A 20,584-nucleotide genomic window follows, 5' to 3' on the forward strand; every position below is an offset into this window, starting at 1 on the left:
CCCACGCCTGTTCCGACACTGCCGGGGGCGATTGCGCCTTCATGCGCCCTTGGGACAGGCAGCTGCGCTGCCAGTGCCAGGGTCATTGACGCTCACTATTCGCTGGCCTTGGTCAGCGCCCGCCGATCGCGCTTGGTCGGCCGCCCCTTGATGGTACTGCCCGGCTCCGGATACAGGCGCCGGCCTTCCTTCATCAATTCGCGCTTGGCCACGCTGGCAGCGCTTTCGTCATACAGCGAGCGCGCCACCGGCGCCGGCCCGCGCTGGTCGGAAATTTGCAGCACTTCGACATCCCAGCGGTCGGCGCCATTGTCGATATTGAGCAGATCGCCCAGCTTGACGGCGCGCGCCGGCTTGATCCGTTCGCCATCGAGGCGCACCCGGCCATTGTCGATGGCGTCGGTTGCCAGCGAGCGGGTTTTAAAAAAACGGGCGGCCCACAGCCACTTGTCGATGCGTACTTGATCCATGCAGTGTCCAGAGTCAGGCGTAGCCAATGGCGACCACGCGCATCACCAGTTTATACAAAAAATAGGCGGCGCCGTAGCCGGCCCGCTTGATCCTGCCGACGTGCTTGAAGTGGTCGACGGCGATAACGACACCGTCGGCGATGCCGGCCTCGATGTGCGCGCGCATGCTGGCGGCAAACTGGGCATCGCGCACCACCACGTTCGCTTCCTGGTTCAAGAACAGCGACAGGCCATCGCAATTGGACGAACCGACCGTCGCCCAGTCATCGTCAATGACGGCGACCTTGGCGTGCAGCTGGGTTTTCTGGTACTCGACGACATTCACCCCACAGCCCAGCAGTTTCGGATAAAACGAATGCGCCACCATGTCTTGCAACTGAAATTCACCGACGCCGATCAACAGCGTCACCTTGACGCCGCGCTCGGCCGCGCGCCCCAGCGCTTCGCGAAATTTCCGGCCCGGGGCGAAATACGGATTGGCCATCAGGATGCTGCTGCGGGCGCGGCCGATCGCCTGCAGGTAGGCGCGCTGGATGGTGCGGCGGTTGCGAAAATTGTCGCGCACCACGAAGCCAGCCTGCATGGGACCGTTGCCGGCGACCGGGCCGTCGCGCTTCATTTGACGGAACAGATCGAGGCGGCGCAGCAAGCCCATGCGCCCGACCCGTGCCCACTGGGCCTGCGCTTCGCGGTGGATGTCCTCGACCAGCGGGCCCGTCACGCGCACGGCAAAGTCCCAGCGCGGGGCCGGCAGGCGCACGTGGGGGTTGTAATCGCACAGGTAATCGTCATTGACGTTGATGCCGCCGACGAAGGCCACGCTGCGGTCGACCACGGTGATCTTGCGGTGGGTGCGGGTGACGCCCTTTTTGAACCAGGGATTAAAAATGCGGCAATGCACGCCCGCTTCAGCAAACACGGCAGCGAGCCGCTTGCACTGGGCATGGCCGCTGCCGAACCAGTCGATGACGACGCGCACCTTGATGCCGCGGCGGGCAGCCGCCACCAGCGCCTGCTCGACGGCAGCGCCGGTATCGTCGGCGGCAAAGATATAGGTTTCGAAATGGATTTCGCTGTGCGCTGCGGCGATTGCAGCGAGCAGGTCGGGAAACAGTGCCACCCCGCTCTCGAGTAGCCTTACATCATTGTTGTATTGATAAAGGACTGAACGCATGGGGGCGTGGCGGCCGCGCGCGGGGCTCAGGCCAGCTTGAGGGTGGCAACGATGGGCGCGTGGTCCGACAGCTTGGCCCACAGGGGACCATGGAGGACCTCGGCGGTATCAACCTTGAAACCGCGCACATAGATGCGGTCAAGCCGGAAACACGGCAGCGCCGCCGGAAAAGTGCGCGCCGGCGTTACCTTGCGCTTGGTGCCCATCAAGCCGCGCACCATGCCACCGAGCATGGAGCCACTGCCCAGTTCGTCGAACACTTCCGTCACCCCCAGCTTGTCGCGCAGCGTGGCCGACAGGGTGTTGCGCCAGTCATTGAAGTCGCCGGCGATGATGACCGGTTCGCCAGCGGGCGCCGACGCCAGCACGCAATTGATCAGCGCTTCGGTCTGGCGCGTGCGCCCCGCTTCGAACAGGCCCAGGTGGACGACGAAACAGTGCACGCTGCCGCTGGGGGTATCGAGCATGCAGTGCAAAATGCCGCGCTGCTCATAGGCGTGGTCGGAGACATCGTGGTTGTGCATGTTGCCGATCGGGAACGCCGAGAGCAAGGCGTTGCCGTGGTGCCCATGGTCGTAAATGGCATTCATGCCGTAGGCAGCGTGGTGCGATTCGCCGGCAAAATAGTCGTGCTGGGCCGCTTGCGGCCAGTGACGCTGGCCGCGCGTTTCATCGCCAAATTTGCTGGTGTACTTGTCGTGCTTGCCCTGCACTTCTTGCAGGAACACCACCTCGGCGTCGAACAGGCCGATCGCCTTCTTCAGCGCCAGCACGCGCGGGGTGGCGCGGATGGTGGACACGCCCTTGTGGATGTTATAGGTGGCAACGCGAATTTTCATGAGAACATTCTAACCTCAACTGAGGCCGAAAATGTTCCAACACTCAATTGTGCGCGACCGCGCCCTTCAAGCGTGCTGCGCCGCCGGTTGGCCCAGCAAATGCTGCAGCAGATGCTGTTCCAGTGCAGCAAACCGGGCATCGCGCTGGCGCGGACGGGGCAGGTCGACCACCACTTCGAGGGCGATGCGGCCCGCTTCGATCACCAGCACGCGGTCGGCCAGCGCCAGTGCTTCCTGCACATCATGGGTCACCAGGACGGCCGTAAAACCCCGTGCCAGCCACAGCGACTCAATCAGGCGCTGCATCTCGATGCGGGTGAGGGCATCGAGCGCGCCGAGTGGTTCGTCAAGCAGCAGCAGGGGCGGCTGATGCAGCAGTGCGCGCGCCAGCGCCACCCGCTGCCGCTGCCCGCCCGACAGCAGTGCCGGCCAGTCGGCGGCGCGACCGGCCAGGCCAACGGCGCCCAGCGCCGCGTCGGCATCGGCGCCGTTGGCCGGGCCTCGCGCACCGAGCCGCACATTGTCGCGCACCGATTTCCATGGCAGCAGGCGGGCTTCCTGGAACATCATGCGCATTCTGGCGGCGCCCTCGATGCTGCCGCCGTCGAGGGTCTCCAGGCCGGCGATGGCGCGCAGCAGCGTGCTTTTACCGCAGCCGCTGCGACCGACGATGGCGACAAATTCGCCAGCCGCCAGTGCCAGGTCGATGCCATCGAGGACGCTGCGCGCGCCGAACGATTTACGGAGCGCACGCACGGTCAGCGCTGTGCCCTGGCGCGCGCCTGCCGCTGTTGCTGTTGCTGTTGCTGTTGCTGTTGCGGTTGCTGCGGCTGCGGCGGCGCCGACGCGCGTGGTTTCGATCAAGTTAGTTTGCATGGGTTCTCACAGGTAGGCAGGATTCCAGCGCAGGCAGCGCCGTTCGAGCGCGCGTGCCAGCACATCGGCGCCCTTGCCCAGCAGGGCGTACAGCAAAATCCCCACCAGCACGACATCGGTTTGCAAAAATTCGCGGGCATTCATGGTCATGTAACCGATGCCAGCCTGCGCCGAAATGGTCTCGGCCACGATCAGCAGCACCCACACCAGGCCCAGCGAAAAGCGCACGCCCACCAGGATCGCGGGCAGCGCCGCCGGCAAAATGACATCGCGGTACAGGGGCCAGCCGCGCACCCCATAACTTTTCGCCATTTCGATCAGCGCCTGGTCAGCCGAGCGGATACCGTGAAAGGTATTGAGGTAGACGGGGAAGAACACGCCCACCGCCAGCAAAAACAGCTTGGCCGTTTCATCGATGCCGAACCACAGGATCACCAGCGGAATCAGGGCCAGCGCCGGGATGTTGCGCACCATTTGCAAGGTGGTGTCGAGCAGCGTTTCAGCGCGCCGCACACTGCCTGTCAACAGCCCCAGTGACAGCCCGAGGCCAGCGCCGATGGCAAAGCCCGATAGCGCCCGCCACAGGCTGGCGCGCAGGTGCAGCGCCAGCTCGCCCGACAGCGCCAGCCGCCAGAACGCTTTCGCCACGGCCAGCGGTTCGGGCAGGATGCGGCTCGACAGCCAGCCAGCGCGCGCCGCCACTTCCCAGCCGACGACCAGCGCCAGCGGCAGCGCCCATGGTGCCAGTGCAGTCAAAGCAGAGCGCAGGGGACGGCGGCGCAGCCGGGCCACTTCAAGCCGCCTTTTTCGGCACGATATCGCTGGCCATCATTTCGCCAAACGGGCCCGTGATCGACTGTTCGCCGGCGTCTTTGCCTTTACCCAGCAGGGGAAATACCAGCTCGGCAAAGCGGTACGATTCTTCCAGGTGGGGATAGCCGGAAAAAATAAAGGTATCGATACCGAGGTCGGCGTACTCGCGGATGCGCGCCGCCACCGTTTCCGGGTCGCCCACCAGCGCCGTGCCGGCACCGCCGCGCACCAGGCCAACACCGGCCCACAGATTGGGCGAGACTTCGAGCTGGTCGCGCCGTCCACCGTGCAGGGCGGCCATGCGCTGCTGGCCCACCGAATCCATTTTGGCAAACGCCTGCTGCGCCTTGGCGATCACCTCGTCGTCGAGGTGGCTGATCAAGTCGTCGGCGGCGCGCCACGCTGCTTCACTGGTCTCGCGCACGATCACGTGCAGGCGGATGCCAAAGGTGAGCGTGCGGCCATGTTTGGCGGCGCGGGCGCGCACATCCTGCAGTTTTTCCGCCACCGCTGCCGGTGGCTCGCCCCAGGTCAGATAGGTATCCATCTGCTCGGCCGCCAGCTCGTGGGCAGGCTCGGACGAGCCGCCGAAGTACAGCGGCGGATACGGCTTTTGCACGGGTGGATATAAAGTCCTGGCGCCCTTGACCTGCAGGTGCTTGCCTTCGAAATCGTAGCCGGCAGCGCCGCCCTCGCCCGCCATCGAGGCGCGCCAGATGCGGAAAAATTCGTCGGAGATTTCATAGCGCCTGGCGTGATCGGCAAACACGCCGTCCGCTTCCAGCTCGCCCTGATCGCCGCCGGTGACGACGTTGATCAACAGGCGGCCGTTCGACAGCCGGTCGAAGGTCGACGCCATGCGCACCGCCAGACCGGGGCTCGACAGGCCGGGGCGGATCGCCACCAGAAATTTGAGTTTTTGCGTCACCGCGATCAGGCTGGAGGCAACCACCCAGGCGTCTTCACACGAGCGCCCGGTCGGCAGCAGCACGCCGTCGTAACCGAGGGTGTCGGCGGCCACCGCCACCTGCTGCAAATAGGCGGCATCGACGGCGCGGGCGCCTTTGGTGGTGCCCAGATAGCGGCTGTCGCCGTGGGTGGGAATGAACCAGAAAATGTTCAAGGGTTTTTTGGATGACATGAGCGACTCTCTAGCGTTATGAGCGGTGCGCGCTTAGCGCGCCGCCAGCAGGGCGTTTTTCACCACGATGGGGCCGGGGATCAGTTTTAATTGGGCGAACACGTCGGCGATTTTCTGCTGCTCGGCGATCACCGCCGCCGACACCGGCTTGACACCGTACGAATAGCGCCGGGCGGCGCGCGTCAGCACCGCCGTCTCCAGCCCCGTTTGCGCGGCGAGGATGGCGGCCACTTCTGACAGGTGGGCGCGGCCCCAGTCGTCGACCTTGGCCAGTTCTTCCAGCACGATGGCGACGATGTCGGCGTTCTTTTCCGCATAGCTGCGCGCGGCCAGATAAAACTGGTGATTCGACACCAGTGCGCTGCCATCGGCCAGCACGCGCGCGCCCAGCTGGTGCTCGGCGGCGGCCAGGAACGGGTCCCAGATGGCCCAGGCATCGACCGCGCCCCGCTCAAACGCGGCGCGGGCATCGGCCGGTGGCAGGAACACCGTTTGAATGTCGGGGTAGGCGATGCCGGCTTTTTCCAGCGCTTTTACCAGCAGGTAGTGCACGTTCGAACCCTTGTTGAGCGCCACCTTCTTGCCGCGCAAATCGGCCAGCGTGCGCAGGGGCGAATTTTTCGGCACCACGATCGCTTCCGAACCGGGCGACGGCGGCTCGTAGCCGACGTACACCAGGTTGGCGCCGGCCGCCTGCGCAAAAATGGGCGGCGCCTCGCCGACGGTACCAAAATCAATGCTGCCGACATTGAGGCCCTCGAGCAGCACGGGGCCGGCGGGAAACTCGGTCCATTTGACGCTGATGCCCTGGGCGGCGAGGCGGGCATCGAGCGTGCCGCGGCCCTTGAGCAGGGTCAGCGTGCCGTATTTCTGGTAGCCGATGCGCACTGCGCGCTTGCCACCGTCAGCCGCTGCTCTGGCAGCGCCCGCGGGCAGCATGCCAGCGAGCATGGCAGCGCCCATCAGGGCCAACGTCTGGCGGCGGGCGGCGCGGTGAGTGGAATGGGTCATTGTCAAAATCCGATCAGGCCAGGGCCGGTTGGGGAGTCAGGGAAGCAGGACGGCGCAGGGCCAGCGAAAACAGTTCGGACGACAGTTGCTCGACCCCGCGCGCGACCCGCACGGCGATCGCCTCATCGAGACTCAAGCCATGCTCGGCGTGCCAGCGCAACTGGTCGGAGGTCGTATAAATGCTGGGCAAAATAAACCGTGCCGACAGCGAAGCGAGCACCGGACGCAAGGCGTAATCGAGCGCCAGCATGTGTGACTGACTGCCGCCGGTGGCAATTGGCAGCACCAGCTTGCCCTCCAAACCGTCTTGCGGCAGCAGATCAAGAAAGGCCTTCAAGATGCCTGAATACGCAGCCTTGTAGACCGGTGTGGCCACCACCACGGCGTCGGCAGCGGCCACCAGTGCCAGCGCCCGCACGATGGCGGGGTCGGCAAAGTCGGCGTGCAGCAGCGCGCCGGCGGGCAGATCGCGCACCTGCAGCCGGCTGCACTGGTGGCCGTGTGAAGCGAGCCGCTCGCCGATATGGTGCAGCAGGCGGGCGCCGCTGGAGGTGGGTGCGGGACTGCCGCCGATCAGGAGAACGCTCATATAGCTTCCGATGCAAGTTGATTTGTCAACAGGCTAAAGCGCACTTCTGAAAACGCGAACGAATCAATTCGCGCTTCGATATGCGAATTTCGTTCGCGCGTTTTTCGCATATCGAAGCACGGATATCTTCGTTCCCACCGGGGCTGGCGCGAGGCACGATAAAAATCATCGTCCTTTCAAGAATGCGTTTTTACTATGCCTGACAGCCTGCAACAAATTGACCCGCGCAGCATCGCCACCGAGCTGGCCGCCTGGCTGGCCAGCACCGCCGTCGAACGCGACCGCGCCGGTGGCCATGCGGGCCGCGAACGCGAAGCGATCCGCGCCTCCGGTTTGCTGGCCCTGTCCATCCCCGTCGACTACGGCGGCGCTGGCGCCGACTGGCCCACCGTCTACGCCACCATCCGCATCCTGGCGCAGGCCGACAGCGCGCTGGCCCATGTTTACGGTTTTCACCACCTGCAGTTAGCCGGCCTGACCCTGTATGGCAGCGCTGCCCAGCGCCAGCGCCTGCTGACGGCCACCGTGCGCGAGCGCCTGTTCTGGGGGAATGCCTTAAATCCCCTCGACAAGCGCACCGTCGCCAGCGCCAGCGCCGATGGCTTTGTCCTTGACGGCATCAAGAGCTTTTCCTCCGGCTCGGTGGGCGCCGACTGGCTCACCGTGTCGGCCTGGGATCACAGCGTCGACGGCGCGCTGATCGCCGTGCTGCCCGCGAGCCAGCCGGGCATCAGCGTGCATCCCGACTGGGATGCGTTTGGCCAGCGCCAGACCGACAGCGGCAACGTGCGTTTCGAGCAGGTCGCGCTGCCAGCCGATCTGGTACTGCAGGCGCCCGGTCAGGTGCCCACCGCCCAGGCCAGCCTGCGCTCGCAGGTGGCGCAGCTGATCATGGCGAACCTGTATCTGGGCATCGGCCAGGGCGCTTTCGCAGCGGCCCGCACCTACACCAAGGAACAGGCGCGCGCCTGGTTCGCCGCCGGTGTCGACAAGGCCACCGACGACCCGCTGCTGCAGCACCGCTACGGCAAGCTGTGGCTGCTGCTGCGCCCGGCCGAACTGGCCGTCGACCACGCTGCCGTGCTGCTCGACCAGGCTTACCGGCGCGGCGCCGCCCTGACCGGCGAAGAACGGGGACTGGTCGCCATCGCCGTGGCGGAAGCGAAAGCGCTGGCACATCAGGCGGGGCTGGAAATTAGCAGCCAGATGTTCGAGCTGACGGGGGCGCGCAGCACCTCGGCGCAATTCGGTTTTGACCGTTTTTGGCGCAACGTCCGCGTGCACACCCTGCACGATCCCATCGATTACAAGATCCGCGATCTTGGCCGCTACGCCCTCGATGGCAGCCTGCCACAGGCGACGGCGTATTCCTGATATGGCATCCCATCCTTCCCCCCTGATCCGCATCGAGCACGCCAGCAAGGCCTTCCCGCTGCCGCGCGGCGGCGCGTTCGATGCCGTGCGCGATGTCTCGCTAACGGTCGATGCCGGCGAAGTGTTCGGCCTGATCGGCAAGAGCGGCGCCGGCAAGTCGACCCTGCTACGCCTGATCAACCTGCTCGAACGGCCCGACCGCGGCCGCATTACCGTCGATGGCCACGAGCTGACGGCGCTGGGCAAGCGCGCGCTGCGGGAAGCGCGGCAAAACATCGGCATGATTTTTCAGCAGTTTAATTTGCTGCAAAACGCCACCGTATTCGACAACGTCGCCTTCCCTTTGCGCCTGCACGCCAGCGCCAGTAGCGTGGTGCACGCGCGCGTGCACGAATGCCTGGCGCTGGTGGGGCTGCAAGAGAAAGCCCACAGCTATCCGGCGCAGCTGTCGGGCGGCCAGCAGCAGCGCGTGGCGATTGCCCGTGCGCTGGCCAGCCGCCCGGCCGTGCTGCTGTGCGACGAGCCCACCTCCGCGCTCGATGCCGACACCACGCGCGAACTGCTCGCGACCCTGCGCGACATCAACCGCAACCTGGGGGTGACCATCGTCATCGTCAGCCATGCGCTGTCGGTGGTGGGCGCCATCTGCGACCGCGTCGCCGTCATCGAACACGGCGCCATCGCCGAGCAGTTCGCCGTCCACGAGCGCGCCACCGTGCGCCTGACGGCGCTGGGCCGCGAACTGGCGCAGTACAACAGCGCGCAACTGGCGGCGACGAGCTGGCGGGAGAGTGTCCATGCTTGACACCTTCCTCGTCAGCTTGAGCGCCCTGCTGCCCGAGCTGTGGGTCGCGGTGGGGCAGACCCTCACCATGCTGGGCATCGGCCTCGTGGCTGCGGTGCTGCTGGGCGGCCCGCTGGGGGTGCTGCTCTTCCTGGTGGCCGATGGCCAGTCGCTGCACAACCGCCCCGCCGCCCTGCTGCTTGGCTGGCTGGTCAACACGGTGCGCTCCTTCCCTTTCATCATCCTGCTGGTGGCGCTGGTGCCCTTTACCCGCTGGCTGGCCGGTACCTCGATCGGTCCGCTGGCGGCCAGCGTGCCGCTATCGATTGCCGCCATCGCCTACTTTGCCCGACTGGTCGAACAGAATTTGAAAGAAGTACCGCGCGGCGTTATCGAGGCCGCCCACGCAATGGGCGCCTCCGAATTGCAGATCGTCGTGCGGGTGCTGCTGGTGGAGGCGCGCGCCGGCCTGGTGCTGGCGCTGACGGTGCTGGCGATTAGCTTTTTGTCGTATTCGGCGGTGGCGGGCGTGGTCGGCGGCGGCGGCATCGGCGACCTCGCCATCCGCTATGGCTACTACCGCTTCGACACCACCGTCATGGTCGTCACCGTCGCCGTGCTGATCGCACTGGTGCAGGCGATCCAGTTTACCGGCACGCGGCTGGCGCGGCGGCTCGACCAGCGCTAAATTTTTATCCAACAATCATAACCAAGGCTTTGATCATGACCCTCGCTCGCCGCACCGCCATCACCCTCGCTATCGGCCTGGCCCTGGCCCTCACCTTCACTTCCCATTCGGCGCTGGCCAAAGACCCGAAAGAAATCGTCATCGGCACCAGTGCCGGGCCGTATGCCGACCAGATCAAGCTGGGCATCAAACCGATTCTGGAAAAGCAGGGCTACAAGGTCAAGCTGGTCGAGTTCAACGATTACATCCAGCCGAATTTTGCGCTGGCCGAAGGGGCACTGGACGCCAACGTGTTCCAGCACATCGTCTATCTGACCAAGTTCGCCACCGAGCACAAGCTGGCGCTGACGGATCTGGTGACGATTCCAACGGCGCCGATTGCCATTTACAGCCGCAAGCACCGCGCGCTCGGTGACGTCAAGGCCGGTAGCACGGTGGCGCTGCCGAACGACCCCACCAACCAGGCGCGCGCGCTGGTACTGCTCGACCAGCTGGGCTGGATCAAGCTGCGCGAGCATATCGACCCGATCCGGGCGTCCGAAAAAGACATCGCCGTCAACCTTCGCCACATCCAATTGCTGCCGCTGGAAGCGGCGCAGCTGCCGCGCGCGCTCGATGACGCCGACTTCGCTTTCGTCAATGGCAACTACGCGCTGGCCTCGGGCCTGAAACTGACAGATGCACTGGCGGCGGAAAAAATCTCGCCGAACTACATCAACCGGGTCGCCGTGCGCACCGCCGACAAGGACAAGCAGTTCGCCAAAGACATCGCTGCCGCCTACCGCTCGCGCGAATTCCTCGCCATCACCAACAAGTATTTTAGTGGCTATTCAAAGCCCGATTACCAGCTGGCGCTGGGGGCGCAATGAGCCGGCCGATCCGTTTTAATGCCTTCCAGATGAACACGGTGGGCCACCAGTCACCGGGGCTGTGGACGCACCCGCGCGACACCAGCGAACGCTATCTCGACGCCAGCCACTGGGTCGAACTGGCGCAGCTGCTGGAACGGGGCCGCTTTGACGCTTTGTTCCTGGCCGACGTGCTGGGGGTGTATGACGTCTACCAGGGCAGCGTCGACGCCGCCCTGCGCCATGGCGTGCAGGTGCCGCTGAACGATCCGCTGGCACTGGTGCCGCTGATGGCCCATGCGACCAGGCACCTGGGCTTTGGGGTGACGGCGGCGCTGACCTATGAGCACCCCTACACTTTCGCCCGCCGCATCTCCACGCTCGACCATCTCAGTGGCGGGCGCATTGGCTGGAACATCGTCACCGGTTACCTCGATAGCGCCGCGCGCAATCTGGGACTCGATCGCCAGCTGGGTCACGACGCCCGCTACGACCTGGCCGACGAGTACCTCGATGTGGTCTACAAGTTGTGGGAAAAGAGCTGGGACGACGACGCCGTCGTGCGCGACAAGGCCACCGGTGTCTACACCGATCCGGCCAGGGTCCACCCCATCAACCACCACGGCCGCCATTACCAGGTGCCGGGCATCCACCTGTGCGAGCCTTCTCCCCAGCGCACGCCGCTGCTGTACCAGGCTGGCGCCTCGCCGCGCGGCATCGCTTTCGCTGCGCGCCATGCCGAAGCGACCTTTGTCAGTGGGCCCAGTCAAGCGGTGGTCAAACGCTACGTCGAGCAGGCGCGCGCCGCTGCCAGCGCGGCCGGGCGCGATGGCCAGGCCCTGCTGGTGTATGCGCAGGCGCTGATCGTCACGGCGCCCACTGCGGCCGCTGCGCGCGCCAAGCTGGCCGAGTATGAAAGCCACATCGATATCGAAGCGGCGCTGGCGCTGTTGTCGGGCTGGACCGGTGTCGATTTCAGCCGCCAGCCGCTCGATGCCACCATCGACTATATCGATACCGAGGCGGGCCGCTCGGCGCTGGCGTCGCTCAGCGTGGCCGATCCGCAGCGCACGTGGACGGTGCGCGAAGCGGCCAGATTTATTGGCCTGGGCGGGCGCGGCCCCATCATCGTTGGCGACCCGGCCCAGGTGGCCGACCAGCTCGAAGCATGGCTGGATGACACCGGCATCGATGGTTTTAATCTGGCCTTCGCCGTCGCCCACGAATCGATGCGCGACGTGGTCGAGCTGATCGTGCCGGAATTGCAGCGGCGCGGCCGCTATCGCACCGACTACGCCGCTGGCACCTTGCGCGAGCAACTGCTGGGGGCCGGTCCCCGTCTGCCTTTGACCCACCCGGGGCGCCAGGTGCGCCTCGATCCCTCCCCCCTGAAAGAAGCCCATGCAGCGTAGAGAACTCCTCAAACTGGCCGGCGCCACCGCGCTGGCCACCTTGCCGAAGCTGGGCGCCGCCGCGCCCCTCAAAGAAATCCGCCTCGACTACGCCTATTATTCGCCCACCAGCCTGGTACTGCGCCGCTTTGGCTGGCTCGAAGAAGCGTTTCGCGAAGACGGCGCCAGCGTCAAGTGGGTACTGAGCGCGGGCAGCAACCGTGCCCTCGAATACCTCAATGGCAACAGCATCGATATCGGCTCGAGCGCCGGTCTGGCGGCGCTGCTGGCAAAAGCCAATGGCAACCCGATCACCACACCGTATATTTTTTCGCGCCCCGAGTGGACTGCGCTGGTGGTCAGGAAAGACTCGCCGATCCGCACGCTGGCCGATTTGAAGGGCAAGAAAATTGCTGCCACCAAGGGCACCGATCCCTACCTGTTCCTGCTGCGCGCGCTGGCCAGCGCCGGCATCAAGCGCAGCGACATCGAGCACGTCGGCCTGCAGCACGCCGATGGCCGCGCCGCCCTCGAACAGGGCAAGGTCGACGCCTGGGCCGGGCTCGATCCGCACATGGCAGCGAGCGAGCTGGAAGGTGGCTCGCGGCTGTTGTACCGCAACGTCGCTTTCAACACCTACGGCTTTCTGAACGTGCGCGAAGATTTTTTGGCGGCCAATCCGCAGGCGGTGGCGAAAGTCATCAAGGGCTACGAAAAGGCGCGCGCCTGGCTGCGCGCCAATCCCGGCGAGGGCGCCCGCATCCTCGCCGAAGAAGCCAAGGTGTCGCTGCCGGTGGCGCTGCTGCAAATTAAGCTGCGCAGCGATTTTTCCAATCCGCAGCCGTCCAGCGAACACGTCAAGGCCCTGCAACTGGCGGCGCCCATCCTGCACGCCGAAAGGCTGGTCAAGGCCGATACCGACATCGCCCGCGTGATCGGTGCGCTGGTCGATACCCGCTTTGCCCAGCCGTATATTGTGCGCGCGTGACCATGAACACCCGCTCGCTGCGCCTGGCGGTGAGGCCCCGCCTTCGGCTGGCGTGGCCACGCCTGCCCCTCGGTTTGCTGCTGCCACTGTCGCTGCTGGTGCTGGCCGAAGTGCTGGTGCGCGGTGGCGTCGTCCCCGCCAACCTGCTGCCGGCGCCCAGCCAGGTAGTCGAGACCATCATCTGGCTGGGCGGCCACGGCCTGGCCGGTCACGTGGTGAGCAGCAGCCTGCGCGTGCTGCTGGGCTTTGTCGCCGGCGCCACGCTGGGCGTGGTGCTGGGGGCGGCGGTGGCAGTCAGTCGCCGCACCGAGGCCGTGCTCGACCCCACCCTGCAGGCGTTGCGGGCGATTCCCTCGCTGGCCTGGGTGCCCCTGCTGCTGCTGTGGTTCGGTATCGATGAAACGCCCAAGCTGGTATTGATCGCCATTGGCGCCTTTTTTCCCGTCTACATGGGGGCAGTTGCTGGCATTGGCGGCGTCGATCGCAAGCTGGTCGAAGTGGGCCGCCTGTATCGCCTGGGGCAGCTGGCGCTGCTGCGGCGCGTGCTGCTGCCGGCGGCGCTGCCATCCCTGATGACGGGCTTGCGCAATGGCCTGGGGCTGGCGTGGATGTTCATGGTGGCCGCTGAACTGATTGCCGCCAGCCGCGGGCTCGGTTACCTGCTGTCCGATGGCCGCGAAACCAGCCGCGCCGACATCGTGCTCGCCGCCATCGTGCTGCTGGCCATGCTGGGCAAGGCCAGCGACGCTGCCATGCGCGCACTGGAAAAGCACTGGCTGCACTGGCGCGACAGCTTTGCGCCACAGGAGCACCCATGACGCTGCTGCAAATGGCGGTGACCGAAAAACGGCTGGGCGGGCGCAGCATCTTGCGCGACATCCGGCTGGCGCTGGCGCCGGGCGAGATTGTCAGCCTGGTGGGCGCCAGCGGCGGCGGCAAGAGCACGCTGCTGGCGATTGCCGCCGGCCTCGATACGGCCTACCAGGGCCAGGTGCTGCTGGGCGGCGTGGCCGTCACCGGTCCGGTCGATGCCATTGGCATGGTGTTCCAGGAGCCGCGCCTGTTCCCGTGGCTGACGGCGGCGCAGAATATCGGCTTTGGTGGCAGCTTTGATGACCAGCGCATCGCCGCCCTGCTGGCCGAGGTGGGGCTGGCCGGACGTGGTGACGCCCTGCCGCACCAGCTGTCGGGCGGTCAGGCGCAGCGGGTGGCACTGGCGCGCGCGCTGGTGCGGCGCCCGCGCGTGCTGCTGCTCGACGAGCCTTTCTCGGCGGTCGACGCCCTCACCCGCATGCAGCTGCAGGAACTGCTGCTGGCGGTGGCGCGCGAACACGCGGTGACGGTGTTGATGGTGACGCACGACATCGATGAGGCGCTCTTCCTCGGTGACCGTATCGTGCTGCTGGGCGATGGCGTGACTGACTATGCGCTGCCGGCCGCGCGGCCGCGCGATGACGGCAGCGGCGCGGCGGTCAGGAACAGCATCCTGGCGCGACTGCATGCAGCAGGGGGTCTGGCGCTGCGCGCCTGAGCCAATGTTGATTGGCCCAGCAAGGCGAGGCGTTGGTGGCGGGCCGACGCAGTCGCTGCTGCAACCTTGGCACAGGCACCGCGCGCTTTGCCCGCGGTGCCTGTGCCCCTGCGTCAACCGGACGTCAGCTGCCGCAGCCGCCATTGCGTCAGCAAGGCCTTCAGCGAGTCCGCCGGCAGCTGCGGATAACGCAGCGCGGCAAACGCCAGCCACGCATCGCGGTAAGCGAGCCAGGCACGCTGGGTGGTGCGAATGTCGGTCGCGCTGATGGCGTCGGTACCGGCGTCGCTGGACAGCGTCTGCATGCGCTCGCCATACAGACGGTTGAGTTCAGCGTCGTCGAGCGCGTACTGCGCTGGCGGCGGCACCTTGAACACGCCTTTTTCAAATGCCGCCAGGTGCTCGCGCAGCCACTCGGTCTCGCGCGCCTGCGCGTCGACGACAAAACCGTTGTAGCCGGTGCCGCCACGCGGCGTTTCCCGGTCGCCGTGCGCCGTGGCGAAGGCGGCGTTGGCCTTGACCAGGCGGTCGAGCGCGCGCCCCTGCAGCGCCGGCAGCGACGCCCGCAAACGCGCCACGTAGGCCGCCTCGACGCGGCCGGCGCGCGCGGCGCGTATGGCTGAACAGACGCCTCCCATCATGCCGCTGGTGATGTCGTCGCACTGGTCGTAGCGCGCACCCGCCGCCAACGTCGACAGGTGCAGCACGCGCCCTTCCATTTCGGCCGGCGCGCCGCCCGCGCTGCAGGCGTAATGGGTGGCGACGTCAAGGTCGCGTGGCACCCCAAGGCCGTTCGCGTACAGCATCGACAGCACGTCGGTGTCGCCGGTCGCACTGGCGCATCTGCGCACCGCAGCCCATTCGGCGGCGCTGGTGACGGCTTGATCGAGCTTGGTGTAATACAAGGTGTCAGCGTCGCAGTGGGACTCCAGGGCCGCTGGCAGCTTCGGCGCGGCATGCTGCACACGCATGCAGATCTGGTACCACGGCGCCTGCCGGTCAGGGGCGCCGCCGAAATTTTGCGTGTTGGGATAATCCTGTGCCAGTGCCGGCCAGGCCAACAGTGCCAGGAGTGCCAGCATCGCGCCCAGGGGTAAGCACCGGCGCAGGCGCATGTCAGCCCTGCCCTAGCTGCTGCGGCAGCTGCAATATCGCTTCCGCATTCGACGACGAAAAACAGCGGTCGGCCGCTTCCAGGTAGGGCAGCCACGCATGCTGCACATGCTCGCGCGCGCTGAGGGTAATGGCCACCGCGCGCGGCACGCACACGCTAAATACGTGCTCGGTGTTTTGCGTCACGCCGGGCGCATAGCGGTGGCGCCAGACGGGATAAATTTCGTAGACATTGGTCATGTGCCAGTCGCGCAGGACGATAGTCTGGCCATCGGCAACGATGCCGGTTTCTTCGAACAGCTCGCGCGCGGCGGTGCTGATCAGGGGTTCGTCGAGGCTGTCGAGCGAACCGGTGACCGATTGCCAGAAGCCCGCCTTGTCGGCGCGCTCGATGAGCAGCACCTCCAGGTCGGACGTGTGGATGACGACGAGCACGGATTCGGGAATTTTATGCGGCATGGCCGTTAGATTACCGTAAAACGCCCGATGCCATCGGCGGCCGAAAAAAAAGCCGGCTTCGCCAGAAGCCGGCTTGATGCAATCACGCGAGCGGGGGGCGTGTCAGACGACTTTTGGCTCGGCGTTACGCAGGCGGATATGCAGCTCTTTCAACTGCTTCTCGTCCACTTCCGACGGCGCGTTGGTCAACAGGCACTGCGCGCGCTGGGTTTTCGGGAAGGCGATGACGTCGCGGATCGAGTCCGAACCGGTCATCATGGTGACGATGCGGTCCAGGCCAAAGGCCAGGCCACCGTGCGGTGGCGCGCCGTATTGCAAGGCGTCGAGCAGGAAGCCGAATTTGAGTTGCGCTTCTTCCGCATCGATTTTCAAGGCGCGGAACACCTTGCTCTGCACTTCTTCACGGTGGATACGGATCGAACCGCCGCCCAGTTCCCAGCCGTTCAAGACCATGTCGTAGGCCTTCGAGATGCACGCACCTGGATCGGTTTCGAGCATGTCTTCATGGCCGTCTTTCGGCGCCGTGAACGGGTGGTGGGTGGCGTTCCAGCGGCCGCTTTCTTCGTCGTGCTCGAACATCGGGAAGTCGACCACCCACAGCGGCGCCCAGCGCTCTTCGAACAGGCCAGCCTTTTTGCCGAAGTCGGAGTGACCGATTTTTACGCGCAGCGCGCCGATGGCGTCGTTGACGATCTTGGCCTTGTCGGCGCCGAAGAAAATCAGGTCGCCATCCTGCGCGCCCGTCAGTTCGATGATCTGTGCCAGCGCTTCGTCGTGCAGGTTCTTGACGATCGGCGACTGCAGGCCGTCGCGGCCCTTGGCCTTCTCGTTGACCTTGATGTAAGCGAGGCCCTTGGCGCCATAGATGCTGACGAACTGGGTGTAGGCATCGATTTCCGAACGTGGCATGTTGCCGCCCTGCGGCACCAGCAAACCGACGATGCGGCCACCGACCGCGTTGGCGACGCCGGCGAACACTTTAAAATCGACCGTCTTCATGATCTCGGTGAGATCGGTAAATGCCATCTTGACGCGCATGTCCGGCTTGTCGGAACCGTACAGGCCCATGGCGTTGGCATAGTCCATCACCGGGAACGGGTTTGGCAGGTCGATGTCGAGGGTGTTCTTGAAGACCACGCGGATCATGTCTTCGAACAGGTCGCGGATTTCCTGTTCGGACAGGAAGGAGGTTTCGCAATCGATCTGGGTAAATTCAGGCTGGCGGTCAGCGCGCAAGTCTTCGTCGCGGAAGCACTTGGTGATCTGGTAGTAGCGGTCGAAGTTGGCCACCATCAGCAGCTGCTTGAACAGCTGCGGCGACTGCGGCAGGGCGAAGAATTTGCCCGCATTCACGCGCGACGGCACCAGATAGTCGCGCGCGCCTTCCGGCGTCGACTTGGTCAGCATCGGCGTTTCGATGTCGATGAAGCCGAGGTTGTCGAGGTACTTGCGCACTTCCATTGTCACCTTGTAGCGCAGGCGCAGATTGTTTTGCATCTGCGGGCGGCGCAGGTCGAGCACGCGGTGGGTCAGGCGGGTGGTTTCGGACAGGTTGTCGTCATCTAACTGGAACGGCACGGCGACCGAGGCGTTGAGCACTTCAACGCTGGTGGCGGTGATTTCGATTTTGCCCGACTTGAGGTTGCTGTTGACGGTGCCCTCAAGGCGGTTGGTGACGGTGCCGGTGATGCGCAGGCAGTATTCGTTACGGACCGACTCGGACGCCTTGAAAACGGCGGCATGGTCCGGGTGGCAGACGATCTGCACCAGGCCTTCGCGGTCGCGCAGGTCGATGAAAATGACGCCGCCGTGATCGCGGCGACGGTGAACCCAGCCGCACAGGCTGACGGTTTGGCCCAGCAGTTCTTCGGTCACGAGGCCGCAGTAGTGAGTACGCATGGAGGACATAGTTTTCGATCCAGGTTAGTTAATTTCAGACGCTGCCGGGGATTTCACCGGCAGGTGCTCGGGGGCGACGACGCCCATCGAGACGATGTATTTGAGGGCGGCATCGACACTCATGTCGAGTTCGATTACCTTGCTGCGTTCGAGCATCAGGAAAAAGCCCGACGTCGGGTTCGGCGTGGTCGGCACGTAGACGCTGACGAAGTCGCCCACCAGGTGGTTGCGCACGTCGCCGCCCGGCACGCCGGTCAGAAAACCGATGGTCCACGCATCGGCATGCGGGTATGGCAGCAGCACGGCCTTGCGAAACGCATTGCCCGACGACGAAAACAGGGTATCAGACACTTGCTTGACGCTGCCATACAGCGAGCTGACCACGGGGATGCGCTGCAACAGCTTTTCCCACATGCGCACCACGTAGTTGCCGACCAGGTTGTTGGTCAACAGCCCGGTGACAAACACGATCAGCACCGTCAGGATGGTGCCGAGGCCGGGAATGTCAAAGCCGAACAGTTCGCGCGGCTGCCACTGCTTGGGCAGAATCAGCAGCGACTGGTCCATGGTGCCAATCACCAGGTTGAGCACCCACGCCGTGATGGCCAGGGGCACCAGCACCAGCAAGCCTGTGATGAAATATTTACGCATGGTGTAGTCGGGTTCCCGGTTGTGTTCTTGGATGTTGCTTGGACGGTTCCTTGACCGCACAGGGCGCCAGCGCCCTGTGCAGGCTCAGGACTTGTCGCCGGCTGGGGTCGCCGGTTTGGCCGCTGGCGCACTGTCGGCAGCAGCATTACCAGACGCAGCAGACGCAGAAGCAGCGGCGGGCTTTTCGACCGGTCCGCTGGCCGTGCCGGTGGCTGGCGCCTTGCCCCCGCGGAAATCGGTGGCGTACCACCCGGTGCCCTTGAGCTGGAAGCCAGCGGCAGTCAGTTGCTTCTTGAAGGACGACATGCCGCACGATGGACAGACCGTCAGAACCGGGTCTGACATCTTCTGCAACACATCCTTGGCAAACCCGCATTCATCGCAGCGGTAAGCGTAAATCGGCATCGATAACTCCGCAAAAATCGTCAAAACCCTGAATTATAAAGCTTTTAGGACCGCTATCGACCATCATCGGCAAAAGGTCCGCGAGGACGCCGCCATGGCGGCCGGCAAAATACGGTCGAGTGTTGTATTTCATGTGCTGTGTACAAAAAGTATTTGCCGGCTACCAACATCGGTGATTAAATATCAACCACTGACGCATGACGTTGGTGGCGGGGATAACGCCACTCCCGCAGCACGCACCAAGACAAGAAACAGAAACCTGCGCGATCCGTCGCCGCATGGCATACAAGAAGCAAGTATTGAAAAGCCCGCACATGCGGGCTTTTTTTCACCTGCCGTGCGGGTTTGTCAGCCTGTTGCTGATCGCGCGCGGCCCTGACTGGGAAAACTTTGACATGACTGTCGACATGACCACGCCACTGCAAGTAATCGAATCCCAATTCGCCGCCTACAACGAGCGCGACCTGACCGCCTTCATGGCCCATTTCGCCGACGACATCAAGGTCTACCGCATGCCGGCGCTCACCGCCGCCATCGAGGGCAAGGCGGCACTGGCCGATTTTTATGCCAGTGAGCGCTTCAACCGCCCCGCCCTGCGCGCCGAACTGATCAACCGCATCGTCAACGGCAGCCGCGTCTTCGATCACGAGCGCATCTGGGGCGTGGCTGACACGCCGCTCGAGGTAGTGGCGGTGTTCGAGGTGCGCGATGGACGCATTCACAACATGTGGTCGTTTCCTGCCTGAACCTCAAGGCTTATAGCAAACCCAGCGCCGTCAGCGCCGCTTTGCCGAGCGGCACGCGCTTGGCGGCGGTATCGCCCACCACATCGATATTCAGGGCAAAGGTGTACAGCTTGCCGTCCTTGACCAGCCAGCCGACCCACCAGCCGATATCGATGTCCGGGTTGGCGGTGCCGCCCAGGCCCGTCTTGGCGTGCAGGTCGGCGCTGCCGTCCTGGCGCGTGATGTCGCGCACCGCCGCCATCGCGGCCTTTGAAAACGGCAGGCGGTCCTGCGCCAGCCTTTGTAAAAAGCCAGTCTGTTCAAGCGCGCTGATCTGTAATGGCCCCTTGAGCCAGAAATTGTCGACCCGGCTGCCGATCTCGCCATTGCCATAGTCAAACGTGCGCAGTTTGTCCTGCATGCGCTGCAAGCCGATGCGGCGCGCCATGCCCTGGTAGAGGGGCACATTGGAAATCTTGATGGCCTCGCGCAGCGACATGTCGTGTGCCCACTCGGGTCGCGACGTCGTGCCGCCGCCATACGGCAACACCGTGTCGACGCTGGCGGCGACGCCGCTGTCGAGGCCAATGAGGCTGTTGGGAATTTTAAAGGTCGAGGCGGGCACAAAACGCTGGCGGGCGCGCTGGCGGTCGTGCACCGTGTAGGCATCGGCGGCGACGTCGTGCACCACCAGAGTGCCGCGCACGCCGCTGTCGGCGAACAGGGCATCGATGCGGGGGTCTTCGCGCCACTCGGCCGCTTGCGCCAGCATGGGCGCGGTCGACAGCAGCAGTAGCGGCAGTAGCATAGCGACG

General features: G+C 64.9%; 24 protein-coding genes. 10 read left to right on the forward strand and 14 right to left on the reverse strand.

Features of this window, described 5'->3' with window-relative positions:
- Positions 1-95 precede the first annotated feature (95 nt).
- From ACP7BZ_RS17590 to ssuE, 8 genes are all read right to left on the reverse strand, one after another.
- On the reverse strand, positions 96-470 hold the full coding sequence (locus ACP7BZ_RS17590) for an RNA-binding S4 domain-containing protein (protein ID WP_426115514.1): 375 nt from the start codon (positions 468-470) through the stop codon (positions 96-98).
- A gap of 13 nt (positions 471-483) precedes the next feature.
- Positions 484-1,644 (reverse strand): cardiolipin synthase ClsB, encoded by a 1,161-nt coding sequence (clsB, locus tag ACP7BZ_RS17595; RefSeq protein WP_426115516.1) that lies wholly within the window; start codon positions 1,642-1,644, stop codon positions 484-486.
- Positions 1,645-1,670: 26 nt separating this feature from the next.
- Positions 1,671-2,483: an endonuclease/exonuclease/phosphatase family protein gene (locus ACP7BZ_RS17600; protein ID WP_426115518.1), complete on the reverse strand. Its 813-nt coding sequence runs from the start codon at positions 2,481-2,483 to the stop codon at positions 1,671-1,673.
- A gap of 66 nt (positions 2,484-2,549) precedes the next feature.
- Positions 2,550-3,359: an ATP-binding cassette domain-containing protein gene (locus tag ACP7BZ_RS17605; RefSeq protein WP_426115520.1), complete on the reverse strand. Its 810-nt coding sequence runs from the start codon at positions 3,357-3,359 to the stop codon at positions 2,550-2,552.
- Between the two features lie 6 nt (positions 3,360-3,365).
- A complete protein-coding gene (gene ssuC / locus ACP7BZ_RS17610; protein ID WP_426115522.1) occupies positions 3,366-4,151 on the reverse strand; it encodes an aliphatic sulfonate ABC transporter permease SsuC in 786 nt (261 codons plus the stop codon).
- Between the two features lies 1 nt (position 4,152).
- Positions 4,153-5,295: an FMNH2-dependent alkanesulfonate monooxygenase gene (ssuD, locus tag ACP7BZ_RS17615; RefSeq protein ID WP_426115757.1), complete on the reverse strand. Its 1,143-nt coding sequence runs from the start codon at positions 5,293-5,295 to the stop codon at positions 4,153-4,155.
- 51 nt (positions 5,296-5,346) lie between these two features.
- Entirely contained in the window at positions 5,347-6,324 is a 978-nt protein-coding gene (locus tag ACP7BZ_RS17620) for a sulfonate ABC transporter substrate-binding protein (protein ID WP_426115524.1), read from the reverse strand.
- Between the two features lie 13 nt (positions 6,325-6,337).
- Positions 6,338-6,913: an NADPH-dependent FMN reductase gene (gene ssuE, locus ACP7BZ_RS17625; RefSeq protein WP_426115526.1), complete on the reverse strand. Its 576-nt coding sequence runs from the start codon at positions 6,911-6,913 to the stop codon at positions 6,338-6,340.
- Between the two features lie 195 nt (positions 6,914-7,108).
- Here ssuE and ACP7BZ_RS17630 point away from each other — a divergent pair, with 195 nt between their 5' ends.
- Genes ACP7BZ_RS17630 through ACP7BZ_RS17665 form a run of 8 tightly spaced genes read left to right on the forward strand, consistent with a single transcriptional unit; the run spans position 7,109 to position 14,517 of the window.
- Positions 7,109-8,287 carry an acyl-CoA dehydrogenase family protein gene (locus ACP7BZ_RS17630; protein ID WP_426115528.1) on the forward strand — a complete coding sequence of 393 codons (1,179 nt, stop codon included), beginning with the start codon at positions 7,109-7,111 and terminating at the stop codon, positions 8,285-8,287.
- Position 8,288: 1 nt separating this feature from the next.
- Positions 8,289-9,092 (forward strand): methionine ABC transporter ATP-binding protein, encoded by an 804-nt coding sequence (locus ACP7BZ_RS17635; protein ID WP_426115530.1) that lies wholly within the window; start codon positions 8,289-8,291, stop codon positions 9,090-9,092.
- Positions 9,085-9,759, forward strand: coding sequence for a methionine ABC transporter permease (locus tag ACP7BZ_RS17640; protein ID WP_426115532.1), 675 nt, complete (start codon positions 9,085-9,087; stop codon positions 9,757-9,759). The genes ACP7BZ_RS17635 and ACP7BZ_RS17640 overlap by 8 nt, the downstream gene beginning before the upstream one ends.
- Positions 9,760-9,794: 35 nt before the next feature.
- Entirely contained in the window at positions 9,795-10,628 is an 834-nt protein-coding gene (locus tag ACP7BZ_RS17645; protein WP_426115534.1) for a MetQ/NlpA family ABC transporter substrate-binding protein, read from the forward strand.
- The gene (locus tag ACP7BZ_RS17650; RefSeq protein WP_426115536.1) at positions 10,625-12,019 is read left to right on the forward strand and encodes an LLM class flavin-dependent oxidoreductase; all 1,395 of its coding nucleotides are present in this window, start codon (positions 10,625-10,627) and stop codon (positions 12,017-12,019) included. Before ACP7BZ_RS17645 ends, ACP7BZ_RS17650 begins: the two co-directional genes overlap by 4 nt.
- Positions 12,009-12,986: an aliphatic sulfonate ABC transporter substrate-binding protein gene (locus ACP7BZ_RS17655; protein WP_426115538.1), complete on the forward strand. Its 978-nt coding sequence runs from the start codon at positions 12,009-12,011 to the stop codon at positions 12,984-12,986. The genes ACP7BZ_RS17650 and ACP7BZ_RS17655 overlap by 11 nt, the downstream gene beginning before the upstream one ends.
- Before the next feature lie 2 nt (positions 12,987-12,988).
- Positions 12,989-13,804: an ABC transporter permease gene (locus ACP7BZ_RS17660; RefSeq protein ID WP_426115540.1), complete on the forward strand. Its 816-nt coding sequence runs from the start codon at positions 12,989-12,991 to the stop codon at positions 13,802-13,804.
- Positions 13,801-14,517: an ABC transporter ATP-binding protein gene (locus ACP7BZ_RS17665; protein ID WP_426115542.1), complete on the forward strand. Its 717-nt coding sequence runs from the start codon at positions 13,801-13,803 to the stop codon at positions 14,515-14,517. The genes ACP7BZ_RS17660 and ACP7BZ_RS17665 overlap by 4 nt, the downstream gene beginning before the upstream one ends.
- Before the next feature lie 113 nt (positions 14,518-14,630).
- On the opposite strand, the gene ACP7BZ_RS17670 is transcribed toward ACP7BZ_RS17665, so the two are convergent.
- The 5 genes from ACP7BZ_RS17670 to ACP7BZ_RS17690 form a co-directional block, all read right to left on the reverse strand.
- Positions 14,631-15,599, reverse strand: a complete 969-nt coding sequence (locus ACP7BZ_RS17670; protein WP_426115544.1) for a lysozyme inhibitor LprI family protein — start codon at positions 15,597-15,599, stop codon at positions 14,631-14,633.
- A gap of 34 nt (positions 15,600-15,633) precedes the next feature.
- Positions 15,634-16,089 (reverse strand): dihydroneopterin triphosphate diphosphatase, encoded by a 456-nt coding sequence (gene nudB, locus ACP7BZ_RS17675; protein ID WP_426115546.1) that lies wholly within the window; start codon positions 16,087-16,089, stop codon positions 15,634-15,636.
- Positions 16,090-16,191: 102 nt separating this feature from the next.
- Positions 16,192-17,988, reverse strand: coding sequence for an aspartate--tRNA ligase (gene aspS / locus ACP7BZ_RS17680; RefSeq protein ID WP_426115759.1), 1,797 nt, complete (start codon positions 17,986-17,988; stop codon positions 16,192-16,194).
- A 24-nt stretch (positions 17,989-18,012) separates the two neighbouring features.
- Positions 18,013-18,639, reverse strand: coding sequence for a DUF502 domain-containing protein (locus tag ACP7BZ_RS17685; protein ID WP_426115548.1), 627 nt, complete (start codon positions 18,637-18,639; stop codon positions 18,013-18,015).
- An 84-nt stretch (positions 18,640-18,723) separates the two neighbouring features.
- Positions 18,724-19,044, reverse strand: a complete 321-nt coding sequence (locus tag ACP7BZ_RS17690) for an FmdB family zinc ribbon protein (RefSeq protein WP_426115550.1) — start codon at positions 19,042-19,044, stop codon at positions 18,724-18,726.
- Between the two features lie 94 nt (positions 19,045-19,138).
- On the opposite strand from ACP7BZ_RS17690, the gene ACP7BZ_RS17695 reads away from it, so the two are divergent.
- The gene (locus tag ACP7BZ_RS17695; protein WP_426115552.1) at positions 19,139-19,423 is read left to right on the forward strand and encodes a hypothetical protein; all 285 of its coding nucleotides are present in this window, start codon (positions 19,139-19,141) and stop codon (positions 19,421-19,423) included.
- Positions 19,424-19,439: 16 nt separating this feature from the next.
- Positions 19,440-19,790: a nuclear transport factor 2 family protein gene (locus ACP7BZ_RS17700; protein ID WP_426115554.1), complete on the forward strand. Its 351-nt coding sequence runs from the start codon at positions 19,440-19,442 to the stop codon at positions 19,788-19,790.
- Positions 19,791-19,800: 10 nt separating this feature from the next.
- Here ACP7BZ_RS17700 and blaOXA read toward each other — a convergent pair whose 3' ends face one another.
- The gene (gene blaOXA / locus ACP7BZ_RS17705) at positions 19,801-20,577 is read right to left on the reverse strand and encodes a class D beta-lactamase (RefSeq protein ID WP_426115761.1); all 777 of its coding nucleotides are present in this window, start codon (positions 20,575-20,577) and stop codon (positions 19,801-19,803) included.
- Positions 20,578-20,584: the final 7 nt, after the last annotated feature.

Origin of the sequence: Massilia sp. PWRC2 (assembly GCF_049896725.1) — a bacterium.
Taxonomy (GTDB): domain Bacteria; phylum Pseudomonadota; class Gammaproteobacteria; order Burkholderiales; family Burkholderiaceae_D; genus JAFCUW01.

Bases quoted from the DNA above. Each gene is read 5' to 3' on its own strand.
- ACP7BZ_RS17590 (WP_426115514.1), bottom strand. From the start codon at position 470: ATGGATCAAGTACGCATCGACAAGTGGCTGTGGGCCGCCCGTTTTTTT.
- clsB (WP_426115516.1), bottom strand. From the start codon at position 1,644: ATGCGTTCAGTCCTTTATCAATACAACAATGATGTAAGGCTACTCGAG.
- ACP7BZ_RS17600 (WP_426115518.1), bottom strand. From the start codon at position 2,483: ATGAAAATTCGCGTTGCCACCTATAACATCCACAAGGGCGTGTCCACC.
- ACP7BZ_RS17605 (WP_426115520.1), bottom strand. From the start codon at position 3,359: ATGCAAACTAACTTGATCGAAACCACGCGCGTCGGCGCCGCCGCAGCC.
- ACP7BZ_RS17620 (WP_426115524.1), bottom strand. From the start codon at position 6,324: ATGACCCATTCCACTCACCGCGCCGCCCGCCGCCAGACGTTGGCCCTG.
- ssuE (WP_426115526.1), bottom strand. From the start codon at position 6,913: ATGAGCGTTCTCCTGATCGGCGGCAGTCCCGCACCCACCTCCAGCGGC.
- ACP7BZ_RS17630 (WP_426115528.1), top strand. From the start codon at position 7,109: ATGCCTGACAGCCTGCAACAAATTGACCCGCGCAGCATCGCCACCGAG.
- ACP7BZ_RS17635 (WP_426115530.1), top strand. From the start codon at position 8,289: ATGGCATCCCATCCTTCCCCCCTGATCCGCATCGAGCACGCCAGCAAG.
- ACP7BZ_RS17640 (WP_426115532.1), top strand. From the start codon at position 9,085: ATGCTTGACACCTTCCTCGTCAGCTTGAGCGCCCTGCTGCCCGAGCTG.
- ACP7BZ_RS17645 (WP_426115534.1), top strand. From the start codon at position 9,795: ATGACCCTCGCTCGCCGCACCGCCATCACCCTCGCTATCGGCCTGGCC.
- ACP7BZ_RS17650 (WP_426115536.1), top strand. From the start codon at position 10,625: ATGAGCCGGCCGATCCGTTTTAATGCCTTCCAGATGAACACGGTGGGC.
- ACP7BZ_RS17655 (WP_426115538.1), top strand. From the start codon at position 12,009: ATGCAGCGTAGAGAACTCCTCAAACTGGCCGGCGCCACCGCGCTGGCC.
- ACP7BZ_RS17660 (WP_426115540.1), top strand. From the start codon at position 12,989: ATGAACACCCGCTCGCTGCGCCTGGCGGTGAGGCCCCGCCTTCGGCTG.
- ACP7BZ_RS17665 (WP_426115542.1), top strand. From the start codon at position 13,801: ATGACGCTGCTGCAAATGGCGGTGACCGAAAAACGGCTGGGCGGGCGC.
- ACP7BZ_RS17670 (WP_426115544.1), bottom strand. From the start codon at position 15,599: ATGCTGGCACTCCTGGCACTGTTGGCCTGGCCGGCACTGGCACAGGAT.
- nudB (WP_426115546.1), bottom strand. From the start codon at position 16,089: ATGCCGCATAAAATTCCCGAATCCGTGCTCGTCGTCATCCACACGTCC.
- aspS (WP_426115759.1), bottom strand. From the start codon at position 17,988: ATGCGTACTCACTACTGCGGCCTCGTGACCGAAGAACTGCTGGGCCAA.
- ACP7BZ_RS17685 (WP_426115548.1), bottom strand. From the start codon at position 18,639: ATGCGTAAATATTTCATCACAGGCTTGCTGGTGCTGGTGCCCCTGGCC.
- ACP7BZ_RS17690 (WP_426115550.1), bottom strand. From the start codon at position 19,044: ATGCCGATTTACGCTTACCGCTGCGATGAATGCGGGTTTGCCAAGGAT.
- ACP7BZ_RS17695 (WP_426115552.1), top strand. From the start codon at position 19,139: ATGGCGGCCGGCAAAATACGGTCGAGTGTTGTATTTCATGTGCTGTGT.
- ACP7BZ_RS17700 (WP_426115554.1), top strand. From the start codon at position 19,440: ATGACTGTCGACATGACCACGCCACTGCAAGTAATCGAATCCCAATTC.
- blaOXA (WP_426115761.1), bottom strand. From the start codon at position 20,577: ATGCTACTGCCGCTACTGCTGCTGTCGACCGCGCCCATGCTGGCGCAA.